We start from the raw sequence: 18,734 nt of genomic DNA, 5'->3' as shown, positions 1-18,734 counted from the left end.
TGCGGACAGGAACAAGGGGGTGACCCGATGCCGGACACGCCACTGATCGAGACCGACCAATATCGGCTTCGCAAGCTGGAGCCCGGGGACAGCGCGGCCCTGTTCGAAACATTTGCGAGCGAGGAAGCCTGCCGCTTTCTCGCGCGCCCGCGTTTCGAGAGCGAAGCCGAGCTATGCGCCTGGCTCACCGATCCGGAATGGAATGGCCGCAGCTGGGTCGCAATCGACAAATCCGACGGTGCCCTTGTCGGCCGCTTTGTCGCGGTCCCGGCCGGAGACGAGCAGGTGAGCGAGCTGGGATATGTCACGGTCGCCGACCGGCAGGGCCGGGGCGTCGCCCGCGCCTGCACCGCCGCGCTGATCAGCCATTTGTTCGAACGCGAGGACCACCGCCGGGTGTTCGCGGAAATCGACAGCCGCAACCTGGCCTCGGTCGCGCTGGCCGAGCGTCTGGGCTTCACCCGCGAAGCCTGCTTGCGCGAACATGAACGCACGCATGCAGGCCTGTGCGACATGCTGGTCTACGGCCTGCTGCGGCGTGAATGGAGCGGTGCGCAACAATTGCTGTAACCGGATGCCAGACCGTCACCGGCTGATTCTCCAGCATTCGTTATCCCGGCCAAGGCCTGCACCGGCACAAGATTTGGGCATCGGGAACAGTCAGTCTCCCCCGCCAATCAATCCGACAAAACGGTTCTCGCCCACCCGCAGGCCCGCGATATCCGCGCCAAGCCCATCGATCAGCGCCGTTCGCTCCGCCGCCTCCATCTCGACCAGATCGAGCACCGCCGGATGGACATAGCTCTTGCGGCAGATCGCCGGCGTGTTGCGCAGGGTCGCGGCGGCGGCTTCGCAGGCCTGCTTGATCGTCGGATTCTCCTCCGGCGCGATCGCATCCAGCGCGGCGACGCTGCCGTGCCAGGTGCGGAACATTTTGGCGCTCAGGCTGTCCATACCGGACGCCTCTTTCAGCCAGTCGTTGACGTCGCCGCTGTCGAGCGGATGGACCGCGCCGTCGCTGCCGACATATTGGAACAGGCGCTTGCCCGGCAGGTCGTCGATCCGCTCCAATATCCTCTGCAGCCGCGTGTCGCGCAGGCTGCAGCTCACCCGCTTCCCGCCCTTGGCGCGATAGCGCAGGCGCAGCCTGTCCTCGTCATAGCGGATATTGCCGCCGTCCAGCGTGGTCGCCCCCTTGCTCATCCGCGAGCTGCCGCCAACCCGGATCGCGGTGCGGTCGATCAGCCGCACCAGCGCGGCAATCGCCACTTCCTTGCTCCGCACATCGGCCGCGCCGTCGGGCCGCAGCAGAGCGTTCACCTTGCGCCGGATCCGCGGAAGCCGCGTCGCAAATTCCGCCAGCTGGTCAAATTTCTGCCGGTCGCGATAGAGCCGCCAGTCGTCATGATAGCGATATTGCTTGCGCGTCGCGGCATCATAGCCGGTCGCCTGGATATGGCCATTGGCCTTCACGCAAATCCACACATCGCTATAGGCCGGCGGAATGCCCAGCTTCCTGATCCGCGCCAGTTCCACCCGGCATTTCAGATGGCTCTTGTCGGGCAGCAAATATTGAAACCCCCGCCCCCGCCGCACCCTCGATATGCCCGGCTCTTCGTCGCTGCTGTAGACCAGGCTGGGGATGCGGAGAGAGGAATCGTGGATCATGAGCGAAAAACGCCGGCCGCGATATTCGGTTCCCGCGGCAGGAGCGAATGTTCAGCGCCCCGCCGTCCCGCTCAAAAAACCCAGTTCAGCACGATCAGATAGACTGCCGACAGGACAATCCACGTCCCGTCCAGCGTCTTCAGCCTTTTCGCGCCCAGCCACAGGGCGATCGGGCGGGCGAGGAAGGCGCCGAGCACCGCGCCCGGTCCGGCCAGCAGCACGATCTCCCACGCCACCGTGTCCATCTCGATATGCCAGACGATGCCGACCAGCACGCTGATCGAGGAAATGACGCAGGCGGTGCCGGTGCACAGCAGCACCGGATAGTGGCGGATGAACAGATAGAGCGCGACCAGCTCCCCCACGCCGACCGAGAAGAGCGCGGTGAGCGCGCCGCCGGGGATCGCGATCAGCATCAGGATCAGCAGATCGATCTTCTCCAGCCGCGCCCGCTCCGCCCTTTTGTGGTTGATCGTCCAGGTGGTGATGATCAGCGCGAGGCCGAGAAAGATCGAGAAAATCTTGTAGCCGAGCAGGATCATCTGCCCGTCGACCATGGTCAGCCGCTGCATCGCCAGCAGCGCCGGCAGGGCAAAGGCGAGCACGGCCCCGATCACCAGGGCAAAATCGCGCGGCCGGACCTGGACATAGCCCGCGCCAGCCACGCCAGCCGCGTCCGCAGCCGGCTGGTGCAGCAGACGGTCGGTCCAGCGCAGCCCGCCCATGGTCATGCCGAAACACTGGATCGCCATCGACGCGGCGGTGACCCGCAGCGGATCGAGCGCCATGATCCCGTGCTCGCGCAGCCCGTTGAACACCGGCACAAACACCACCCCGCCCCCGGTCCCCGACGTATTGGCAATCACCGCCGCCAGCGCCCCGATGCCGGGCAGAAACCAGAGCTGGCCCAGCAGAGCGGGATCATAAGAGGCAAACAGCAATATGCCGGCATAAAGCGCGAGGAGGACGGCAGCGCCGTAGATTACGATACGGCCTTGCGGTGGTGCTGTGGATTTAAGCTGGGGTGTGGTCATGTGGCGGCGTTGGCGAAATGCGCAGCGCGACGCAAGCGGTAATGAACCAACCGAGGTGGGGTCGGATGGTGAAAAGGGAATGGCAGTGACAGTTCGCGCGAGAAACCCGCACAGGTCCGGTCTCAGAGCGCGCTGCCACCGCCATTCTAATGATAATTATTCCGTCGCGGCTGCGCTTGTTTCCGCCTCGATCGCCAGTGGAGCCGCTGGCGTTTCAACCGTTAGTGGCGCCGCTTTCTTTGCCTGAATAGCCAGTTCCACATCTTCATCGATAAAGGCCGGCACTTCGCCCCCCATCGGGAAAACGGCACTGGTTCCTGTCATGAAAAATCCGGCAATCGGGACCAGCGCAATCGCACCAACCACGCCGGCTGTTCCCGTCACACCCTTGTCGTCAAAGGCACCGGTCAGACGGATTTGCCGACCGTTGACCCGAGCGAACAGGGCACGTGCTTCAAGCTTGCCCGATTTGCCCCACATGCCCTTGTTGCGAACGCTCGTCAGTTCCGCTTCAGCAGGCGACCCGGCAGGGATAACAACGACGTCATTGACGTAGACTGGGGCGGCAACTTCCATGCGCACGCGTTGCCCAACGCGGGCCGACTTCTTCTTGGTTGTCACTTCTTCCATCAAGCGAAGCGTGATCGGCGTTCCAGCGCGTAAAACCGCGTTCTAAGTCACCAGTTCAGGAATAGGGGCCACCGCGGCCGATGTCGGTACCGCAACCGGAGCGACTGCTTCCGTTGGCGTGGCTTCCTGAGCGATGGCTTGTGTTACAGTAAAACTCATAGCAGCCGTAGCCACCAGCAAAAACGTCTTCATTATTGGACCCCCCAATTAAGTGATTCGAGCACATCTCTTAGGTGAGAGGTCGTCGATTAGTGAAACTATTTTTCACCAATTGGTTAAATAAAGCAATTCGGTGGATCTGGAGACCTGAGATCCGGTGCGCTGCCAGAATTACGGTGCCAGCGGACTAATTGGTAAAACCTCATCACATCCCCTCACCCGACCCCAATCTCCTTCAACGCCGCATCCTCCAGAAACGCACTGCGCGTCATCTTGCGGGTGCGGGCGGCGCTGTCGATCATTTTGACGACGCCGGTGTCGAGTGACACATTATAGCGGCCGGTCCGGCCGGTGCGCTCCAGATAGGGGATCTGGACCAGAAAGGCGCCGTGCTTCAGATCGTCGGCAGCTGATTTCTGGATTTCGCCGATCGGACTGGCGGGAATCAACTCCTCATCCTCGAAATAGAGCGACAGTGCCTCGATCGCGTTGGCAATAATATCCTCTTGCCGGTCCGCGGCGGAAAAGCAGCCGGGCACATCCGGAAAGGAAATTCCGTAGGCGCTGTCTTCATCCTTATGCACAACGGCAAAATAAAACATGGGCTGGGCCTTTCAAATCCATCCCGCCATCCGGGCGATGCTGCGCGCCGTGCCGACGGGCAAGTCCTTCCTGGGATGCGGAACAATGATGGTGCGATCATCCTTGCGATATTTATGGTGGGAGCCTCTGATCGAAACCAGTTCATAGCCCTCCTTGCGGAGCCGCCGGATGATCGGCTTGCTGCTCCGCTCCATGTGTATTTATATACACATTTTTTGATGGAAGTCAATCGACGGTTATAGCGGTCACCAACCCCCGCACACTATTCCCCACCAGAAACCCGCCCGCCAGATCCTCCGCGCGCAAATCCGCCTCGACCGCCTGCCCGCTCTCCAGCAGCTCCGCGCGCAGCACGCCCGGCAGAACGCCGCGGCCCAGAGGCGGCGTCAGCAGCTTGCCGTCGCGCTCGACGAAGATATTCCAGATCGCGCCTTCGGTGACAAAGCCCTCGCCATCGACGAAAATCGGGTGGACGCCCTCGCCCCGGCCGCCGTCTTCGCTGGCGACCTGATAGACCCGCCGGTCGCTGGTCTTGTGGTGGAGCCGGAAATCCGCCTTGTCGGCCTGCATCGGCACCAGCCGGCATGGGACGGGCCCGTCCTGCGGGGCGGGCATCGGTTTCAGCTCGATCGCCAGCGCGCCGGACTGGCCGAGGTGCAGGCGGACCATCGCGGGGCTGTCCTGGTGAAAGGTGATGGCCTGGATCGCGTTGCGGGCGGAGTGGCGGTCGAATTCGAAGTCGAGGGTGGCGGCGCTGGTCTTCATCCGCTCGAGATGCGCTTCCAGCCGGGCGATGCCGCTGGCGGGATCAAAGGCCATGGTCTCGATCAGATCGACCTTATGGCCGCCTTCCGCATTGGCATCCACTTTCGCAAATCTCCCCTTGGCGAGGCATTCCCGCCACTCGTCTTCCCCGTCCGAGTCCGCCACTATGCCAGAGCCGAGGCCGATGGAAAGCGTTTCTTTGCTCTCTTGCAGGAAGAAGGTGCGGATCGCGACATTGAAGGCGGCGTCGGAGCGGCCCTGTGCGTCGGGCGCGTCGATCCGGCCGATCGAGCCGCAATAGATGCCGCGCGGGGCGTGGTCGGCGGGGGCGCCTGCGGGCGCGCTTTCCAGCTCGTCGATAATCTCCATCGCGCGGATTTTCGGGGCGCCGGTGATCGAGCCACAGGGGAAAATCTGCCGAATCACATCGACCGCGTCGAGCCCGTCCTGCAGCTGCGCGGTGACGGTCGAGGTCATCTGGTGGATGGTCGGATAGCTTTCGATATGGAACAGCTCCGGCACGGCGACGCTGCCGCGCTGCGCCACCCGCGAAAGGTCGTTGCGCAGCAGGTCGACGATCATCAGATTTTCCGCCCGCTGTTTGGGGTCGCTTTGCAGATGGTCCTGCACCGCTGCGTCGGCTGTCGGATCGGCAACACGCGCGGCGGTGCCCTTCATCGGCTTCGCGGTGATCCGGCCGTCCTTCAGCGCGAAGAACAGTTCCGGCGAGAAGGACAGCATCCAGTTGCTCCCGTCAAACACCACGCCGCCATAGCCGGCCTGCGCTCTGCCCCGGATTGCGGCATAAAGCGCCAGAGGATGTCCGGAAAAGTCCATTTCCGCGCGAAAAGTGAGATTGGCCTGATAGATATCGCCATTATTGATATAATTTTGTACCTTTTTGAACGCCGCGTCATAAGCGTCGCGCGCGATGGAGGGCTTGAGCCGCCCGAGCCAGGCCCCGTGGCGGTCGGGCAGCGCTTCGGCGACGGCGTCTGGACTTAATTCCTTGTAATCATTGAATATTCCAAACCATGCCAGCGGGGCGGGCAAATCCGCCGGCATTTTGCCCCGCAACCGCGCCTCCAGTCCCAGTCCCGCCTCATAGGACAGATAGCCCGCCACATGCTGCCCCGCCGATCGGGCCCGCGACAGGGCGGCAAAACATGCTTCCAATTCTTCCATTTTGTCGGCCCGGATGACCGCCACCGGATCGCTGTAAAGCCGCGCTGGCGCTGCATCACAGGCCCGGGCATCGTCGAGCAGGACAAAGGGAGAATTTCCATCGAACACCTCCCTCCCCTAATTGCTTTTGCCACCATTCGTCCATAAGCTTGCCAAAAGAAACACAGGGAGCTTGTCATATGCGTTTTGGACCGGCCTGGCAGATTGGCCTTATATTGTCGGTATTTACCGGTGCTCCAGCAGCCGCGGAGGCGGATGGGATTGCCCCTCGCCCGGCAGCGCTGGTCGCCGATCAAGTCCCTGTCATCCCGCAGGAAATCGTCGAGCAGACCCGGCCCTATATGGAATATCGCACCGCCAGTTTCGTCGACTGGGATCCGAAAAGCCGGGCAATGCTGATTTCCACCCGCTTCGCCGATACCAGCCAGCTGCACCGCGTCGCTGCACCGATGGGCCAGCGCCAGCAGCTGACTTTCGCCAGCGAACCGGTCTATTCCGCCCGTTACGCGCCCGACGGCTCGGCCCTGCTGTTCGAGAAGGACAGCGGCGGCAACGAGGTCAACCAGATCTACGCGCTGGAAAAGGGCCAGCCCAAAATGCTGACCGACGGCAAAAGCCGCAACAGCCTGGGCCCCTGGTCAAGCAGCGGCACACTGGTCGCCTTCGGCTCGAACAAGCGCACCGGTCTGTATAACGATATCTACCTGATGGATCCGGCTGATCCGGAGAGCGCGAAAATGCTGGTTGCCTCAACCGGCGGCGGCTGGTTCCCGATCGATTTCTCGCCCGATGACAAGCAGTTGCTGGTGTTCAACTATGTGTCGGTTACCGACAACCAACTCTATCTGATCGACATTGCCGACGGGACATCGCGCAAGCTGACCGAAAGCGACCAGCCGGTGGCCTATGACGGGCTGAAATTCGCGCCCGACGGCCGGCTCTGGGCAGCATCGGACGATGGCAGCGACGTCAAACGGCTCGGCATCGTCAATCTGGAAACCGCGACGTTTGAACCGGTGATTGACGAGAAAATCCGGGATATCACCGATTTCGACATCAGTCCTGACGGCCGCTGGATCGCATTCGAGGTGAACCATGCGGGCCGTTCCGTGCTCAAATTCTATGATATGCAGAGCGGCGCGGTCCGGATCGTTGACGGCTTGCCCGATGGCGTGATCAGTGGTGTCAAGTTCGCGCCCTGGGGCGAACTGGGCATCACTCTGAACAGCAACCGGACCGGCATAGATGCCTATAGCATCAACCCGGAAACGCTGGCGGTGACCCGCTGGACCAGAAGCGAGACCGGCGGGCTTGATGCAGCGGACAATGTCGCGCCCGAACTGGTGGAGATAGAAAGTTTCGACGGCGAGAAAATTTCCGGTTTTCTGTATCGCCCCGATCCTGCGCGCCACACCGGCAAACGGCCGCTGATCATCAATATACACGGCGGTCCGGAAGGTCAGGCCACCCCGCGTTTTCTCGGGCGCAGCAACTATCTCGTCAACACGCTGGGTGTCGCCATATTCTACCCCAATGTTCGCGGTTCCACCGGCTTCGGCAAAAGATTTGTCGCGCTGGACAACGGACCGTGGCTGCGGGAGAATAGCGTGCTCGATATCGGGGCGTTCCTCGATCATCTGCGCAAGGACAAACGGATCGACCGCAAGCGCATAGCGGTGACCGGCGGCAGCTACGGCGGCTATATGACGCTGGCGTCGATGTTGCGCTACGGCAGGAAACTGAAGGCCGGGCTCGAAGTCGTCGGCATCTCCAGTTTCGTCACATTTCTCGAGAATACCCAGGCCTATCGCCGCGATCTCAGGCGGGTGGAATATGGCGACGAGCGTATTCCCGAACAACGCGCCAAACTGGAAGAAATCAGCCCGCTACGCCGCGCCAGCGAGATCGATATCCCGCTGATGGTGGTCACTGGCGCCAATGATCCGCGCGTCCCGGCCAGCGAAGCCGACCAGATCGTCGCCGCGGTCCGCGCCAACGGGCGTCCCGCCTGGCATCTGCTGGCCGAGAACGAGGGGCACGGTTTCCGCAAGAAGGCCAACGCCGATTATCAATTCTGGGCGAGCCTGCTCTTCTGGCAGAAATATTTACTGGGTGGAGAATGAATAAGAGGGTGCCGGCCATATGAATTTCCCGAAGGTCATTTCCGCCGTTATAATTCCTCGGTGGCAGGAGTGACCTTTCGGGTGGCCAGGATTGTCATCCTCTATGCGATGGCCCTCGCCGCCGCTGTTTTCGCTCTGGAGTGGCTGCAATATCAATATTTCACCAAGGTCTATTCGGTGGAAATCTATGTCGTTCTGATCGCATTGGTCTTTGCCGCGCTGGGCATCTGGGTGGGGCACAGGCTGACCGCGAAAAAAGCGCGCGGTCCGTTTGAACAGAACAGGGCAGCGCTGAAATCGCTGGGCATTTCGGACCGGGAACTCGAAGTACTCGTGGCGCTGGCAGCGGGACAGTCGAACAAGGAGATCGCGCGGACGCTCGCTATTTCGCCCAACACCGTGAAGACCCATATCGCTAGGCTTTACGAAAAACTGCAGGTCAGCGGCCGCGTCCGGGCGATCGAACAGGCGCGGCACCTGCATCTGATCCCCTAATATATCCGGGTGATTGGCCCCAGATCACCCATCCGGGTGATTTCCAAATGCAGGAGCAGGTGCCATAACCACCGCTCAAGCGGAGGAACGATCATGCGGAAAATCGCCCTGACCTACGGAGTGCTGTCCGGAACGATCACTATCGTCACCCTGATCCTGGGCCTGGTGGTCAGCGACGGCGGTAGTTTCCTGTCATCCGAACTGTTCGGCTATCTGACGATGCTGGTTGCGCTGTCGATGATATTCATCGGTATCAAACGCTACCGCGACCAGGAACTGGGCGGGGTGATCCGCTTTCTTCCCGCTTTTGCCATGGGGCTCGCCATCGCGGTGATCGCCGGAATCATGTATACGTTGGTCTGGGAACTCTATTCGATGAGCAACGGCTATGCATTCATCGACAGCTATGTGAACAGCGCGATCGAGGCCAGAAAAGCCGCCGGGCTGCCCGCGGAGAAACTGGCGCAGGAAATCGCCGGTCTGGAAAAAATGCGAACCGACTACGGAAAAATCTATATCCGCATGCCGATGACCTTTCTGGAGATATTTCCGGTCGGCCTGATCATATCGATCCTGTCGGCCGCGCTTCTGCAAAATCCGAAAATCCTGCCCGCACGGCAATGAACCCGCACAAGGAGAGGGAATATGATACTCGGAGCCTTTTCAATCAGCTTGGCGGTGAAGGATATTGCCGCTTCCAGAGCCTTTTACGAAAAACTCGGCTTTGTTCAATGCGCCGGCGATCAGGATCAGAAATGGCTGATCCTGAAAAATGGCGAGACGCTGATCGGCCTGTTCGAGGGCATGTTTCCCCAAAATATGCTGACGTTCAATCCGGGATGGAATCAGGAAAGCCAGAATCTCGACGATTTCGATGATGTCCGCGATATCCAGAAATCATTGCTGGCAGCGGGCGTGCAGCTCGACAGTCAGGCTGATGACGGGGAAGGTCCGGCCAGCATCATGCTCACCGATCCCGATGGCAATCCGATCCTGATCGACCAGCATCGCTAGCGGCGGCGCTCGGCGCTAGTTCCGCAAATTCGGATGATTGCCAATGCTCGCGCGGATCGCGTCCAGCGCCGGCTTGCGCATCGCCGATTTCTGATAGGCATAGGCATGGCCCGGCAGCTTGGCGAGTTGCTCCGCTATCGCTGTTGCCTGTCCGACCACCTTGTCCGGTTCCACCAGCATATCCAGATATCCCGCCTCGACCGCGCCGTTCGGATCATAGATAAACGCCTGGATCATCGCGCGGGTCTGGTGCAGCGGGCTGAGCCGGTCGCGTGCCAGTTCCACCGCAAAGACCGGCAGCGTCATGCCGGTAATCGATTCATTCGCGCCCAGCTTGAATTCGCCGGCGGCTCCCACCCGCGTGTCGCAGCACATCAGGAGGAAGACGCCCATGGCAATCGCGTGGCCGGTGCAGGCACCGATCACAGGAAGCGGCCCGCCATAGAGCCGCAGCACCAGCTCCGAAGCACGATCGAGCAGACGAACGGAATCCTCGCGGGTGAAGCTGCCCATCATGCCAAGATCAAAACCGCCGGAAAAACGGCCTTCACGGCCGGCCAGCACGATCGCCTTGGCGTCCGCCTCAGCCTTGTCCAGCGCTTCGTTGAGCGCGATCATCAGGTCGAAATTGACCGCATTGGCCTTGCCGTCATCGAGGGTGATAAGAGCCACATCATTCTGGATATCGACGGAAATACTCATGGCCTGTCCCTTTCAATGCGTGTTTAATTGACCGGTTAAGCCTATGGCCGAATCGGCTCAGGTCAATCGAAAAATGTGCGGCCTAAATCTCGAAAGCCGCTGAGTGACGGGCCTGGGCTGACAAGCCGTAGCGGCAAATCCCTCAGCCCGGCTCGCCTGCTATTTTTAGCAAGCGGGCCACATCGTCGTGGTCATGATAAAGACCAAAGCCGATCCGCAGGACATCGCCGCGCACATCGGTCACGACATTGCACGCGGCCAGCCGGTCATGGAGCGCGGAGGCTGTGTCACCGCGAAAGGCGAGAAAACGGGCGTGCTGCCGGTCGCCAAGCGGATTGAGCAGTTCGAAATCTGCCAGCGGACCTTCTTCCAGAAACTGCGCCTGCAATGCGCCGACATGGCTGGAAATTACCGCTGTCGTCAGCCCTTCCGCAGCCAGCATATTCTGGACGGCGTTGAAGCGGTAAAGGCCGGACGGATCGAACGTGCTGCCCAGAAAGCGCCGCCCGTCCGGTGCATAGCCGACCTCTTCGGGTGGCAGGGCCAGATCGTCGAAGGCGGCATACCAGCCCGTCACCACCGGCCGTTCGGCATAGCCCGGCGGTGCGTGCAGGAAACAGGCACCCTCACCGGCCATCGCATATTTGTAACCGCCCGAAAGATAGAATACCCGGTCGGCAATTTGCGACAGGTCGGTCTCGATCGCCATGAAGCCATGGTAGCCATCGATCACAACCCAAGGTCCCTCGGGACGCGCCAGCGCCGCAAGCTCGTCCAGCACGGAGACAATGGCGCCGGAATTGAACAGCACATGGCTCGCAAATATCAGATCAAATTGCCCGGATCGAGCCGTCTCCAGCAAGCTGTCCGACGAAGCCGTTTCCAGGATGACCTCCCCCGCCTCCACCCAGCGGGTCATCTGCCGGCGAAAACTGTGAAACTCGCCATCGGTCGCCAGCACCCGGACTGGCCGCTTCGGGATGGCCGACAACAGGCGCACGATGAAATCATGCGTGTTCGGCGCGAAGCACAGGGTGGCAGGATCGGGCAGGTTCAGTTCATTCGCAACATGCTGCTGCGCTGCGGTCCAGACCGGCCCCATGATCTTGTCCCATTTGTGATCCGCCAACGCCGCTGCATCCTGCCAGGCAGTCATATGGCCGTCGTGGCTGGCATCGGGCCAGAGATGGTGGCTGTGAGCAGCAAAATGCAGCCGCTCCGGATTGGCCGACAGAGAGCGGGAGAACAGATGTTTCCAGCTCATAACTGGGTGCGCAGTGACCATAGTTCGGGAAAGGCGCGTTTGCCCAATGTGCTCTGCAGATAGGAAACGCCCGCCGTGCCGCCGGTTCCCATTTTTCCGCCGATGATCCGCTCGACCGTCAGCACATGCTTGTGCCGCCAGGTCGCCATTGCATCATCCAGATCGACCAGCTTTTCCGCCAGCTGATAAAGCTCCCAATATTGCTCGGGCTTGCGATAGACTTCCAAAAACGCTGCCTCGACCTGTTCGGACGGTTGATGGGATTGCGAAAAATCGCGGTCCAGAAGCTCTGGATCAATATCGAAACCGGCCCGCGCCAGCGCCGCGATCGCATCATCCCAGATGCTCGGCTGGTCCAGCGCGGCCTGCATCGCCGACTGCGCTTCCGGACGATCCTCCTGATATTTCAGGAAGCCCTTGTCCTTGAGGCCGAGCATATATTCGACGGTCCGGAACTGGTCGGACTGGAAACCCGAGCTGGGTCCTAGAACATGACGGAAGCGCGTATAATCGCTCGGCGTCATGGTCGACAATACGTCCCAGCTCAGCGTCATGACAGCCTGAATCCGGCTGACCCGCGCCAGCGCCTTGTAAGCGGGGACGAGCGCATCGGTCCTGATCTGCTGCTTGGCGAAGCGCATCTCGCGGATGATCTGCTTGAGCCACAGTTCCTTGGTCTGGTGGATGATGATGAACAGCATCTCGTCGTCCAGATCGGACCGGGGATGCTGCGCGTCGAGCAATGTGTCCAGCGCCAGATAGCGCGCATAGGTCATGGTGGATGTGTCGGTCATGCGGAAGTGTAACGCCGCTATCGCCTGATGGGAAGAGAAGCGGACTGATATCCGATGAAATCATCTCATCCAATCAATATCGTCTCGCTTTCGCGGCGGGAAATCCGGATTCCTTCTTCGGCAGTGGTTAGGCCTTCGCGAACGAGCGCTCTGGCAGCGGATCCCAGATTGGGCTGTTTGAGAAATGCATGCGATGCGATGCGCGCCTCGTCGCCACCGTCGTTGATCAGCTTGCGCAGCGTGTCGTCGATGCGGATCGCCTCGAACACGCCGATACGGCCCTGAAAGCCGGTATGGTTGCAATGGTCGCAGCCGGTCTCGCGGTAGACCACGGTGCCATTGTCAAAGCCGAGCAGCGAGGCGAGGCTCCCGTCGGCCTGGATCGGGGTGCGGCAATGGTCGCAGAGCTTTCTCACCAGACGCTGGGCAACCACCGCGCGCAGGGTCGAGGCGAGCAGAAACGGCTCCACCTTCATGTCCCGCATCCGGGTGATCGCACCGACCGCGTCATTGGTGTGCACGGTGGAGAGCACGAGATGACCGGTAAGACTCGCCTGCACCGCAATCTCGGCCGTCTCGCGGTCGCGGATCTCGCCGATCATCACGACATCGGGATCCTGCCGCAGGATCGCGCGCAGACCGGCCGCGAAGGTCAGGCCGACCTTGGCATTGACCTGCGTCTGGCCGATCCCCTCGATCGCATATTCCACCGGATCCTCGATGGTCAGGATATTGCGGCTGCCGTCGTTGAGCTGCTTGAGGCCGGCGTAAAGCGTGGTGGTCTTGCCCGAGCCGGTGGGGCCGGTGACCAGGATGATGCCATTGGGTTCGCTGAGCGCCTCGCTGAGGATCGCGTGGGTATTGGGGGACATGCCCAGCAGGTCGAGCGAAATACCGGCGCTTTCCTTGTCGAGAATCCGCATCACCACCCGCTCGCTCGCCCGGTTGGGCAAGGTGGAAACACGCACATCGAGCAGCTTTCCGCCCAGCGTCAGGCTGATCCGGCCGTCCTGCGGTATCCGCCGCTCGGCAATATCGAGCCGCGCCATAACCTTGATCCGGTTGACGATCACGCCCGCGACATGCGGCGGCATACGCAATTTCTCGGTCAGCACGCCGTCGACCCGCATCCTGACCACCAGCCCCGTCTCGTAAGGTTCGATATGGATGTCCGAAGCGCCCTGCCGCGCCGCCTCGGCGATGATCCCGTTGATCAGCCGGATGGTCGGCGCGTCATCGGCGCTGTCGAGCAGATCCTCGGCGCTCGGGATATCCCCGGCAATATCGTCCAGCCCCTCGCCGGCCAGCGCCATATCGCCCGCCATGGCGGCCGCCGAGCCGTCCATCGCATAATGGGCGCTGAGCAGCTTCTCGAACGCCGGAGCATCGACCAGTTCCACATCGAAGGGCAGAGCCAGATAGCGCCGCACTTCCAGCAAGGCGGACGGGTCCGCACCCTCGCGCATTGCTATGGTTGCCCGCTCGTCCTCCATCGAACAGATTATAACGCCCTGATCGCGGGCATAGCTGTAAGGAAGGTCGAGCAATAGCGCTTGGCTGTCGCAAATGGGCCGGGATGTGTTCCCGCCGGATGTTTGTTCGACCGGAGCGGGCATATTCATGGCAGCAATCCGTCATTGGATCGGACGGCCTGCCCGGCCGATCCGACCCTATTCTTGCAGCCTGTTGTCAGAAATCCGGTTATCACGACGTCCCTGTCCTGTCTTGCCCGTTACACTGGCTAGATCGCTATGGTGACGCCTCCGCGACACTAAGATGACAGATAGGTTACGCTCGCGCCGGGGGGCTAGAATTTCGCCTTGACCCCAATGGAGAAGCTCCGGCCGAGATCATATTGCTGGTTGATGATCAGAACGTTGCCGGACTGGGTTTCCCGGAAATTCTCGTTGGTCAGGTTGCGTGCCTCAAATTTGATTTCCAGTTCCTGACCGCCAATGGTGACCGCTTCTCTCGCAACAAAATCCAGCTTCAGGCTTGCGTCCTGCACCAGATCCGGGTCGGGCTGGCCACCCGTGATCGGGCCACGCGTGGTGACCCGGTCGCTGGCATAGCTGAGCAGGAAAGTATATTGCGAAAGCCGTTCGGTATTTTCGATTCCGAATTGGAAATTTGCCAGATGTTTCGATTGTCCGGTCAAAGGCGAACCGTCGATGAACACCTGATCCGCCGAGCGTACGCCCAGCGTATCGTCCAGGATGGTCGTATCGTTCGTGCCCACCTTCAGCTCGGAATCGGTATAGGTATAGTTGGCAATCGCAACGAACCTTCTATCCGCAAAAAAGTCTGAGCTCCCCAGCCCGTCCATCGGGAAATATTTCAGCAGCTCGATTTCCGCACCATATAGCTGGGCTTCCGGAGCATTGGCAAATGTGGTCTGGAAATCCGAACTGCCGGCAGGAATGAATGCAACGGGTTCGATCGGATTGTCGATCTTCTTGTAGAAGCCAGCCAGCAGGACACGTTCTCCATCGCCAAAATAATATTCGACGCGGGCTTCGGCGTTGAACAGCTCGCTATCTTCGAGAAAGGGGTTGCCCGAGAATACCCGGCCGGAGTCCGGGTCGAGATATTGCGGGCGGGCCAGTTCGCGAAATTGCGGACGAGCGATGGTTTTCGAAGCACTTGCACGGAATTGCATATCCTCGGCAAAATTCCATGTCAGTGTACCGGCAGGCAACCAGTAGTCATTTTTGAGCGGGGCTGTCTGCACCAGCGTGCCGTCATTGTAGATATCCAGCGCGGTTATCGACTGATCAGCCGACTCATAGCGGACACCCAATTCGGCCTGAACGAAGTCAATCAGTTCCACATCGGCTTTGACATAGGCACCGTGAACGGTCAGCTCTGCATCATAGGCCTGAGAGCCTGCATTGGTCTGGTCTTCCTGAATGAAAATACCGTCGGTTGTAATGCCTTCGGTGTAGCCGCCGTAGACATTAAAGTCGGAAACGAGATAATCTGGACGCTCCTGGCTCACCCCGAACGGCAGGCTGCTGGTCGGAAAGTAGCGGAAGTCGCGCCGGAATGCGTTCCGGCTGGTGTTCACATAGCTGTAGCCGGCCGACAAAGTTATGTTGCGCGAAGTCGGCAGAGCATAGGCAAAATCTATACCGCCATTCCACACATCTTCGTTCAGATCGCTGAATGCGATAGTGGCCGACTGCGGGTTGGTCAGCAGGTTATTGACATAATCCTCGGCAACCGGGTCATAGAAATAGGTAAAGGAGCGCTCATAGGGAGCTTCGCGTTGCGAATTCGCATAACCACCGCGAACATCAAGCGATATATCGCCGAATTTGAATTCGCCAACCAAAACCGTGTCTATCAACTGACGTTCGATCCAGTTGGTCTGCTGGCGCATTTCATCCGCCGGTGTGCTGGGGTCGATGTCGCCGGTATTGATATTGTCCGCGGCTTTCAGGCTTGTCTGTTTCAGGGAATCCCGAATGTAGAGATTGGTCCAGCGGATTACATGCTCGTCCACTTCGAGACCCAGGCCGAGAAGTCCGCTAACCACGATATTGTGATCGGTACGCACGTTACGACCGTCATCGGCAATGATGCTGGTGGTGCCGCCCTGTTCGATCGAATCGCGGGTGAAGAACTTGTTGCTGTACGAGGCATTGAAGATCACGCCGAGACGGCTGGCGCCAATATCCTCGACCAGACCAGCGCTCATATCGGCGCTCCAGTTGACCGGGATATCGTCATTGCGCTGAACCAATGTGGTCGGCGCGTTAACCAGGCTGGCGGTAAAATCCTGCAATTGCTCCTGGGTGAAATCAGGGCCCAGTTCGATGCGGGACCCGGCGTTAAATGCCGCAGCCAGACCGGCCGGCACGTCGCGGGTACCGTCGTCAAAACCAGTCCAGTCACTGTCGCTGCCGAAATGGGTATAGCCAAGTTTCCCGGTCGTTTCGCTATTCATACCCATGCCCATTCCGAATTCGAAATAGCTTTCATCGGGAATGGCAGCCGTGGTCAGATTGATCAGACCGCCGCCAAACTCGCCGGGATAATTGACCGAATAGCTCTTCTGAACCGTGGCACTGGCAAGCACCGAGGCAGGAAAAATATCAAGCGGCACAACCCGCTTTAGCGGCTCCGGCGAGGGGATAAGCGTGCCGTTCAGCAATGCCTGCGAATAACGGTCGCCGAGGCCACGAACATAGACAAAACCGCCGCTATCAACAGAAAGCCCGGTAACCCGCTCCAGAGCACCGGCGATATCGCCATCGCCCGATCGGGCAATATCTTCCGTCGAAAGGACGGAAATCACGCTCGAATTATTGCGTATGGAATTGGGGATATAGCGGCCGCGAACGATAATCTCGCCACTGAAGCCACCGCCAGGAGCAGAAATGTCGACATCATCGCCGGATTGCGTTTCTTCAGTTGGTTCAGCTTCAGAAGGCTCAACGACTTCAGCCGGGCTCGCTTGCGCCAGCGCCGGCAGAGGGCTGAGTGCTGTGGAAAAAAGGAGTATGCTCGCGAGTGGGGCAGGTTTCGACATTGATGATCCCTCGGATAAAAAGAAAGGGAGGTGGCGACACGGGCCGCCACCTCCTGAACGGGCTGTGGCGATCAAGAGACCGGCGAAGCTGCGCAAGTCTGGAGAGAACCGAAATCAGCGTAGCTCGCATTGCAAGACCAGCTCTGGTACCAGAGATCGTTGATGTCGCGGACGGCACCGATATAATCTACCTGAACGAAATCCGGGCTGAAGCTGGTGATATTGGCGACCGGTGTCACAGCCGTTTCGTTCGAGCCATTGATGAACAGGGAAACCAGGCTGGATACGAAGTTGAAGTCGTTATTCGCATTGCCCGCAGCATTCACCGCAGTGGCTTCAAACGTATCGGCATCCGCATCAAAGTCGCCCGTGGCACAGCTGCCAACCACCGACTGGATCCGTGGGGGGCCGAGCTCGTCAAGCGCGGCATTGGCTGCCTGAACCGTTTCGGCCTGATCGATATCCAGGCAGGTTCCCGGTCCGACCAGAATGCCGTTCAGGATCGCGGCATCCGGTCCGCCGCGAAGGTGAATGACCTTGTCGCCTGTCTTGCGTTGGATGAAGGTGAAATTGGCCAGCTTGACATCCTGACGCGGGGTGAAATCGAAGCCGCTGTCATCATCGGAGTCGACTTCCCACAATGTGTCGCCACCGGTGGTGTTCTGAACGCCGATAACAAACTGGATGGCCCCCTTGTAGCCGACATCGGTGTCTAGCGAGTCATCGTCCGCTCCGGTGATAATCAGGTGGTCCAGATTGACCGTGCCACCAAAGATTTCGACACCGTCATCACCACTATTATGGATCTGGACGTAGGAGATATCGGTACCCGAACCGACGCCACCCAAGGTCAAGCCCTGAAGTTCCTGGTTGGCCGATGCAGCCCGACCGGTATAACGAACCTGCAGGTAACTGATAGTGCCGCTATTGTCGGCCGCCTGGTCTCCGCCGTAGAAATCGGACGGGCCTGCACCCTCTGCCAATTGCTGACATCCGGCAGTACCGCCAGCAACGGCGCCGATGCAGTTACTGATCGGTGCGCGACCAAGAACCAGAATTCCACCCCATTGGTTCGAGTCGGCGTCGGTGGTCGTGCCTTCGATATTCTGGCGCGAGGTGAAAATCACCGGTTCGGTTGCGGTACCGGGAGCGTTAAAGGTCGATCCGCGGTTGACGATCAGGAAGGTCGTGGCGCTCTGGGCAAAAACAACAACGCCCGGCTCGACGGTCAGGCTGCTGGATACGCCACCGGCAGCAGCGCCATCACCGCCAACGTCGGTACCGACTTCTACGCGTCCGCTCATCGAATAAATTGTTCCGTCGCGCTGCGGGACCGTCAGGGCCGACTGAATGCTGTTCGGAATCTGGCAGACCCGGTTGTTTGCCAGAACACCGGCATTGGTAAAGCCTGTCGGACAGTCATCGGCCGCAGTGCCCGGTGTCGGCGTCGGGGTTGGGGTCGGGGTCGGTGTCGGTGTTGGCGAAGGCAGAACAACGATATTGCCTTCACCCGGTGATGCGACATCGTCGGCACCGCAGGCCGTCACTGCGACAGCTGCCGCACCTGCAAACAGGACAGAACGAAATTGCTTATTCAACATGGGTTTGGTCTCCGCAAAAAACTGATTTGATACTTTCGAATCAAACGATGCGGTTCGAATCAACCGGCCCCCATCGCCCTCGGGAATGGGCACTAGGGACCGGAAATGACCCGGCGATGCTGTTTGCGTGACGGTTTGGAGACTCAATTATGACGGTTATTTT

The 18,734-nt window shown here is 60.0% G+C and carries 17 protein-coding genes; 5 read left to right on the top strand and 12 right to left on the bottom strand.

All coding sequences use genetic code 11. The features are described from left to right. The first annotated feature begins 27 nt into the window (after positions 1–27). Complete coding sequence (locus tag ACHZCJ_RS15575) at positions 28–570, top strand: GNAT family protein (protein ID WP_321327459.1); 543 nt, start codon at positions 28–30, stop codon at positions 568–570. A 90-nt stretch (positions 571–660) separates the two neighbouring features. Here ACHZCJ_RS15575 and ACHZCJ_RS15570 read toward each other — a convergent pair whose 3' ends face one another. The 6 genes from ACHZCJ_RS15570 to pabB form a co-directional block, all read right to left on the bottom strand. Continuing rightward, the gene (locus ACHZCJ_RS15570; RefSeq protein ID WP_321327458.1) at positions 661–1,668 is read right to left on the bottom strand and encodes a DNA topoisomerase IB; all 1,008 of its coding nucleotides are present in this window, start codon (positions 1,666–1,668) and stop codon (positions 661–663) included. A 71-nt stretch (positions 1,669–1,739) separates the two neighbouring features. Beyond that, positions 1,740–2,702 (bottom strand): sulfite exporter TauE/SafE family protein, encoded by a 963-nt coding sequence (locus tag ACHZCJ_RS15565; RefSeq protein WP_321327456.1) that lies wholly within the window; start codon positions 2,700–2,702, stop codon positions 1,740–1,742. Positions 2,703–2,858: 156 nt separating this feature from the next. Beyond that, positions 2,859–3,332 (bottom strand): hypothetical protein, encoded by a 474-nt coding sequence (locus ACHZCJ_RS15560; RefSeq protein ID WP_100093947.1) that lies wholly within the window; start codon positions 3,330–3,332, stop codon positions 2,859–2,861. A gap of 374 nt (positions 3,333–3,706) precedes the next feature. After that, the gene (locus tag ACHZCJ_RS15555) at positions 3,707–4,093 is read right to left on the bottom strand and encodes a type II toxin-antitoxin system HicB family antitoxin (RefSeq protein WP_100093946.1); all 387 of its coding nucleotides are present in this window, start codon (positions 4,091–4,093) and stop codon (positions 3,707–3,709) included. A 12-nt stretch (positions 4,094–4,105) separates the two neighbouring features. Further along, positions 4,106–4,288: a type II toxin-antitoxin system HicA family toxin gene (locus ACHZCJ_RS15550; RefSeq protein ID WP_321327454.1), complete on the bottom strand. Its 183-nt coding sequence runs from the start codon at positions 4,286–4,288 to the stop codon at positions 4,106–4,108. 31 nt (positions 4,289–4,319) lie between these two features. Continuing rightward, complete coding sequence (gene pabB / locus ACHZCJ_RS15545) at positions 4,320–6,152, bottom strand: aminodeoxychorismate synthase component I (RefSeq protein ID WP_321327453.1); 1,833 nt, start codon at positions 6,150–6,152, stop codon at positions 4,320–4,322. A 71-nt stretch (positions 6,153–6,223) separates the two neighbouring features. Between pabB and ACHZCJ_RS15540 the strand changes: the two genes are divergently transcribed. The 4 genes from ACHZCJ_RS15540 (at position 6,224) to ACHZCJ_RS15525 (ending at position 9,676) form a co-directional block, all read left to right on the top strand. Beyond that, positions 6,224–8,167: a prolyl oligopeptidase family serine peptidase gene (locus tag ACHZCJ_RS15540; protein ID WP_321327452.1), complete on the top strand. Its 1,944-nt coding sequence runs from the start codon at positions 6,224–6,226 to the stop codon at positions 8,165–8,167. 81 nt (positions 8,168–8,248) lie between these two features. Next, a complete protein-coding gene (locus tag ACHZCJ_RS15535; RefSeq protein WP_321327450.1) occupies positions 8,249–8,662 on the top strand; it encodes a LuxR C-terminal-related transcriptional regulator in 414 nt (137 codons plus the stop codon). 93 nt (positions 8,663–8,755) lie between these two features. Beyond that, positions 8,756–9,286, top strand: a complete 531-nt coding sequence (locus ACHZCJ_RS15530) for a DUF4199 domain-containing protein (RefSeq protein ID WP_321327449.1) — start codon at positions 8,756–8,758, stop codon at positions 9,284–9,286. A gap of 21 nt (positions 9,287–9,307) precedes the next feature. Further along, complete coding sequence (locus ACHZCJ_RS15525; protein ID WP_321327447.1) at positions 9,308–9,676, top strand: VOC family protein; 369 nt, start codon at positions 9,308–9,310, stop codon at positions 9,674–9,676. Between the two features lie 15 nt (positions 9,677–9,691). Here the strand turns inward: ACHZCJ_RS15525 and ACHZCJ_RS15520 are convergent, their stop codons facing one another. The 6 genes from ACHZCJ_RS15520 to ACHZCJ_RS15495 all read right to left on the bottom strand — a co-directional run bounded on the left by ACHZCJ_RS15520 (position 9,692) and on the right by ACHZCJ_RS15495 (position 18,571). After that, positions 9,692–10,378, bottom strand: a complete 687-nt coding sequence (locus ACHZCJ_RS15520) for a crotonase/enoyl-CoA hydratase family protein (RefSeq protein ID WP_159645144.1) — start codon at positions 10,376–10,378, stop codon at positions 9,692–9,694. A 142-nt stretch (positions 10,379–10,520) separates the two neighbouring features. Continuing rightward, a complete protein-coding gene (locus tag ACHZCJ_RS15515; protein WP_321327445.1) occupies positions 10,521–11,642 on the bottom strand; it encodes a class V aminotransferase in 1,122 nt (373 codons plus the stop codon). After that, positions 11,639–12,436 carry a tryptophan 2,3-dioxygenase gene (locus ACHZCJ_RS15510; protein WP_321327444.1) on the bottom strand — a complete coding sequence of 266 codons (798 nt, stop codon included), beginning with the start codon at positions 12,434–12,436 and terminating at the stop codon, positions 11,639–11,641. The genes ACHZCJ_RS15515 and ACHZCJ_RS15510 overlap by 4 nt, the downstream gene beginning before the upstream one ends. Before the next feature lie 65 nt (positions 12,437–12,501). Further along, positions 12,502–14,058, bottom strand: coding sequence for a type II secretion system ATPase GspE (gene gspE / locus ACHZCJ_RS15505; protein ID WP_321327442.1), 1,557 nt, complete (start codon positions 14,056–14,058; stop codon positions 12,502–12,504). A 185-nt stretch (positions 14,059–14,243) separates the two neighbouring features. After that, positions 14,244–16,970, bottom strand: coding sequence for a TonB-dependent receptor domain-containing protein (locus ACHZCJ_RS15500; RefSeq protein WP_321327440.1), 2,727 nt, complete (start codon positions 16,968–16,970; stop codon positions 14,244–14,246). A gap of 71 nt (positions 16,971–17,041) precedes the next feature. After that, a complete protein-coding gene (locus ACHZCJ_RS15495; protein ID WP_236553955.1) occupies positions 17,042–18,571 on the bottom strand; it encodes a hypothetical protein in 1,530 nt (509 codons plus the stop codon). Between the last annotated feature and the right edge of the window lie 163 nt (positions 18,572–18,734).

Origin of the sequence: uncultured Parasphingorhabdus sp. (genome assembly GCF_963677535.2) — a bacterium.
Lineage (GTDB): Bacteria > Pseudomonadota > Alphaproteobacteria > Sphingomonadales > Sphingomonadaceae > Parasphingorhabdus.
The sequence above is the reverse complement of the archived record's forward strand: the minus strand, read 5'-3'. Positions and strand labels throughout refer to the sequence as shown.

Excerpts from the sequence above, each read along its gene's own strand:
- ACHZCJ_RS15575 (WP_321327459.1), top strand. The coding sequence starts at position 28 with ATGCCGGACACGCCACTGATCGAGACCGACCAATATCGGCTTCGCAAG.
- ACHZCJ_RS15570 (WP_321327458.1), bottom strand. The coding sequence starts at position 1,668 with ATGATCCACGATTCCTCTCTCCGCATCCCCAGCCTGGTCTACAGCAGC.
- ACHZCJ_RS15565 (WP_321327456.1), bottom strand. The coding sequence starts at position 2,702 with ATGACCACACCCCAGCTTAAATCCACAGCACCACCGCAAGGCCGTATC.
- ACHZCJ_RS15560 (WP_100093947.1), bottom strand. The coding sequence starts at position 3,332 with ATGGAAGAAGTGACAACCAAGAAGAAGTCGGCCCGCGTTGGGCAACGC.
- ACHZCJ_RS15555 (WP_100093946.1), bottom strand. The coding sequence starts at position 4,093 with ATGTTTTATTTTGCCGTTGTGCATAAGGATGAAGACAGCGCCTACGGA.
- ACHZCJ_RS15550 (WP_321327454.1), bottom strand. The coding sequence starts at position 4,288 with ATGGAGCGGAGCAGCAAGCCGATCATCCGGCGGCTCCGCAAGGAGGGC.
- ACHZCJ_RS15540 (WP_321327452.1), top strand. The coding sequence starts at position 6,224 with ATGCGTTTTGGACCGGCCTGGCAGATTGGCCTTATATTGTCGGTATTT.
- ACHZCJ_RS15530 (WP_321327449.1), top strand. The coding sequence starts at position 8,756 with ATGCGGAAAATCGCCCTGACCTACGGAGTGCTGTCCGGAACGATCACT.
- ACHZCJ_RS15525 (WP_321327447.1), top strand. The coding sequence starts at position 9,308 with ATGATACTCGGAGCCTTTTCAATCAGCTTGGCGGTGAAGGATATTGCC.
- ACHZCJ_RS15520 (WP_159645144.1), bottom strand. The coding sequence starts at position 10,378 with ATGAGTATTTCCGTCGATATCCAGAATGATGTGGCTCTTATCACCCTC.
- ACHZCJ_RS15515 (WP_321327445.1), bottom strand. The coding sequence starts at position 11,642 with ATGAGCTGGAAACATCTGTTCTCCCGCTCTCTGTCGGCCAATCCGGAG.
- ACHZCJ_RS15510 (WP_321327444.1), bottom strand. The coding sequence starts at position 12,436 with ATGACCGACACATCCACCATGACCTATGCGCGCTATCTGGCGCTGGAC.
- gspE (WP_321327442.1), bottom strand. The coding sequence starts at position 14,058 with ATGAATATGCCCGCTCCGGTCGAACAAACATCCGGCGGGAACACATCC.
- ACHZCJ_RS15500 (WP_321327440.1), bottom strand. The coding sequence starts at position 16,970 with ATGTCGAAACCTGCCCCACTCGCGAGCATACTCCTTTTTTCCACAGCA.
- ACHZCJ_RS15495 (WP_236553955.1), bottom strand. The coding sequence starts at position 18,571 with ATGTTGAATAAGCAATTTCGTTCTGTCCTGTTTGCAGGTGCGGCAGCT.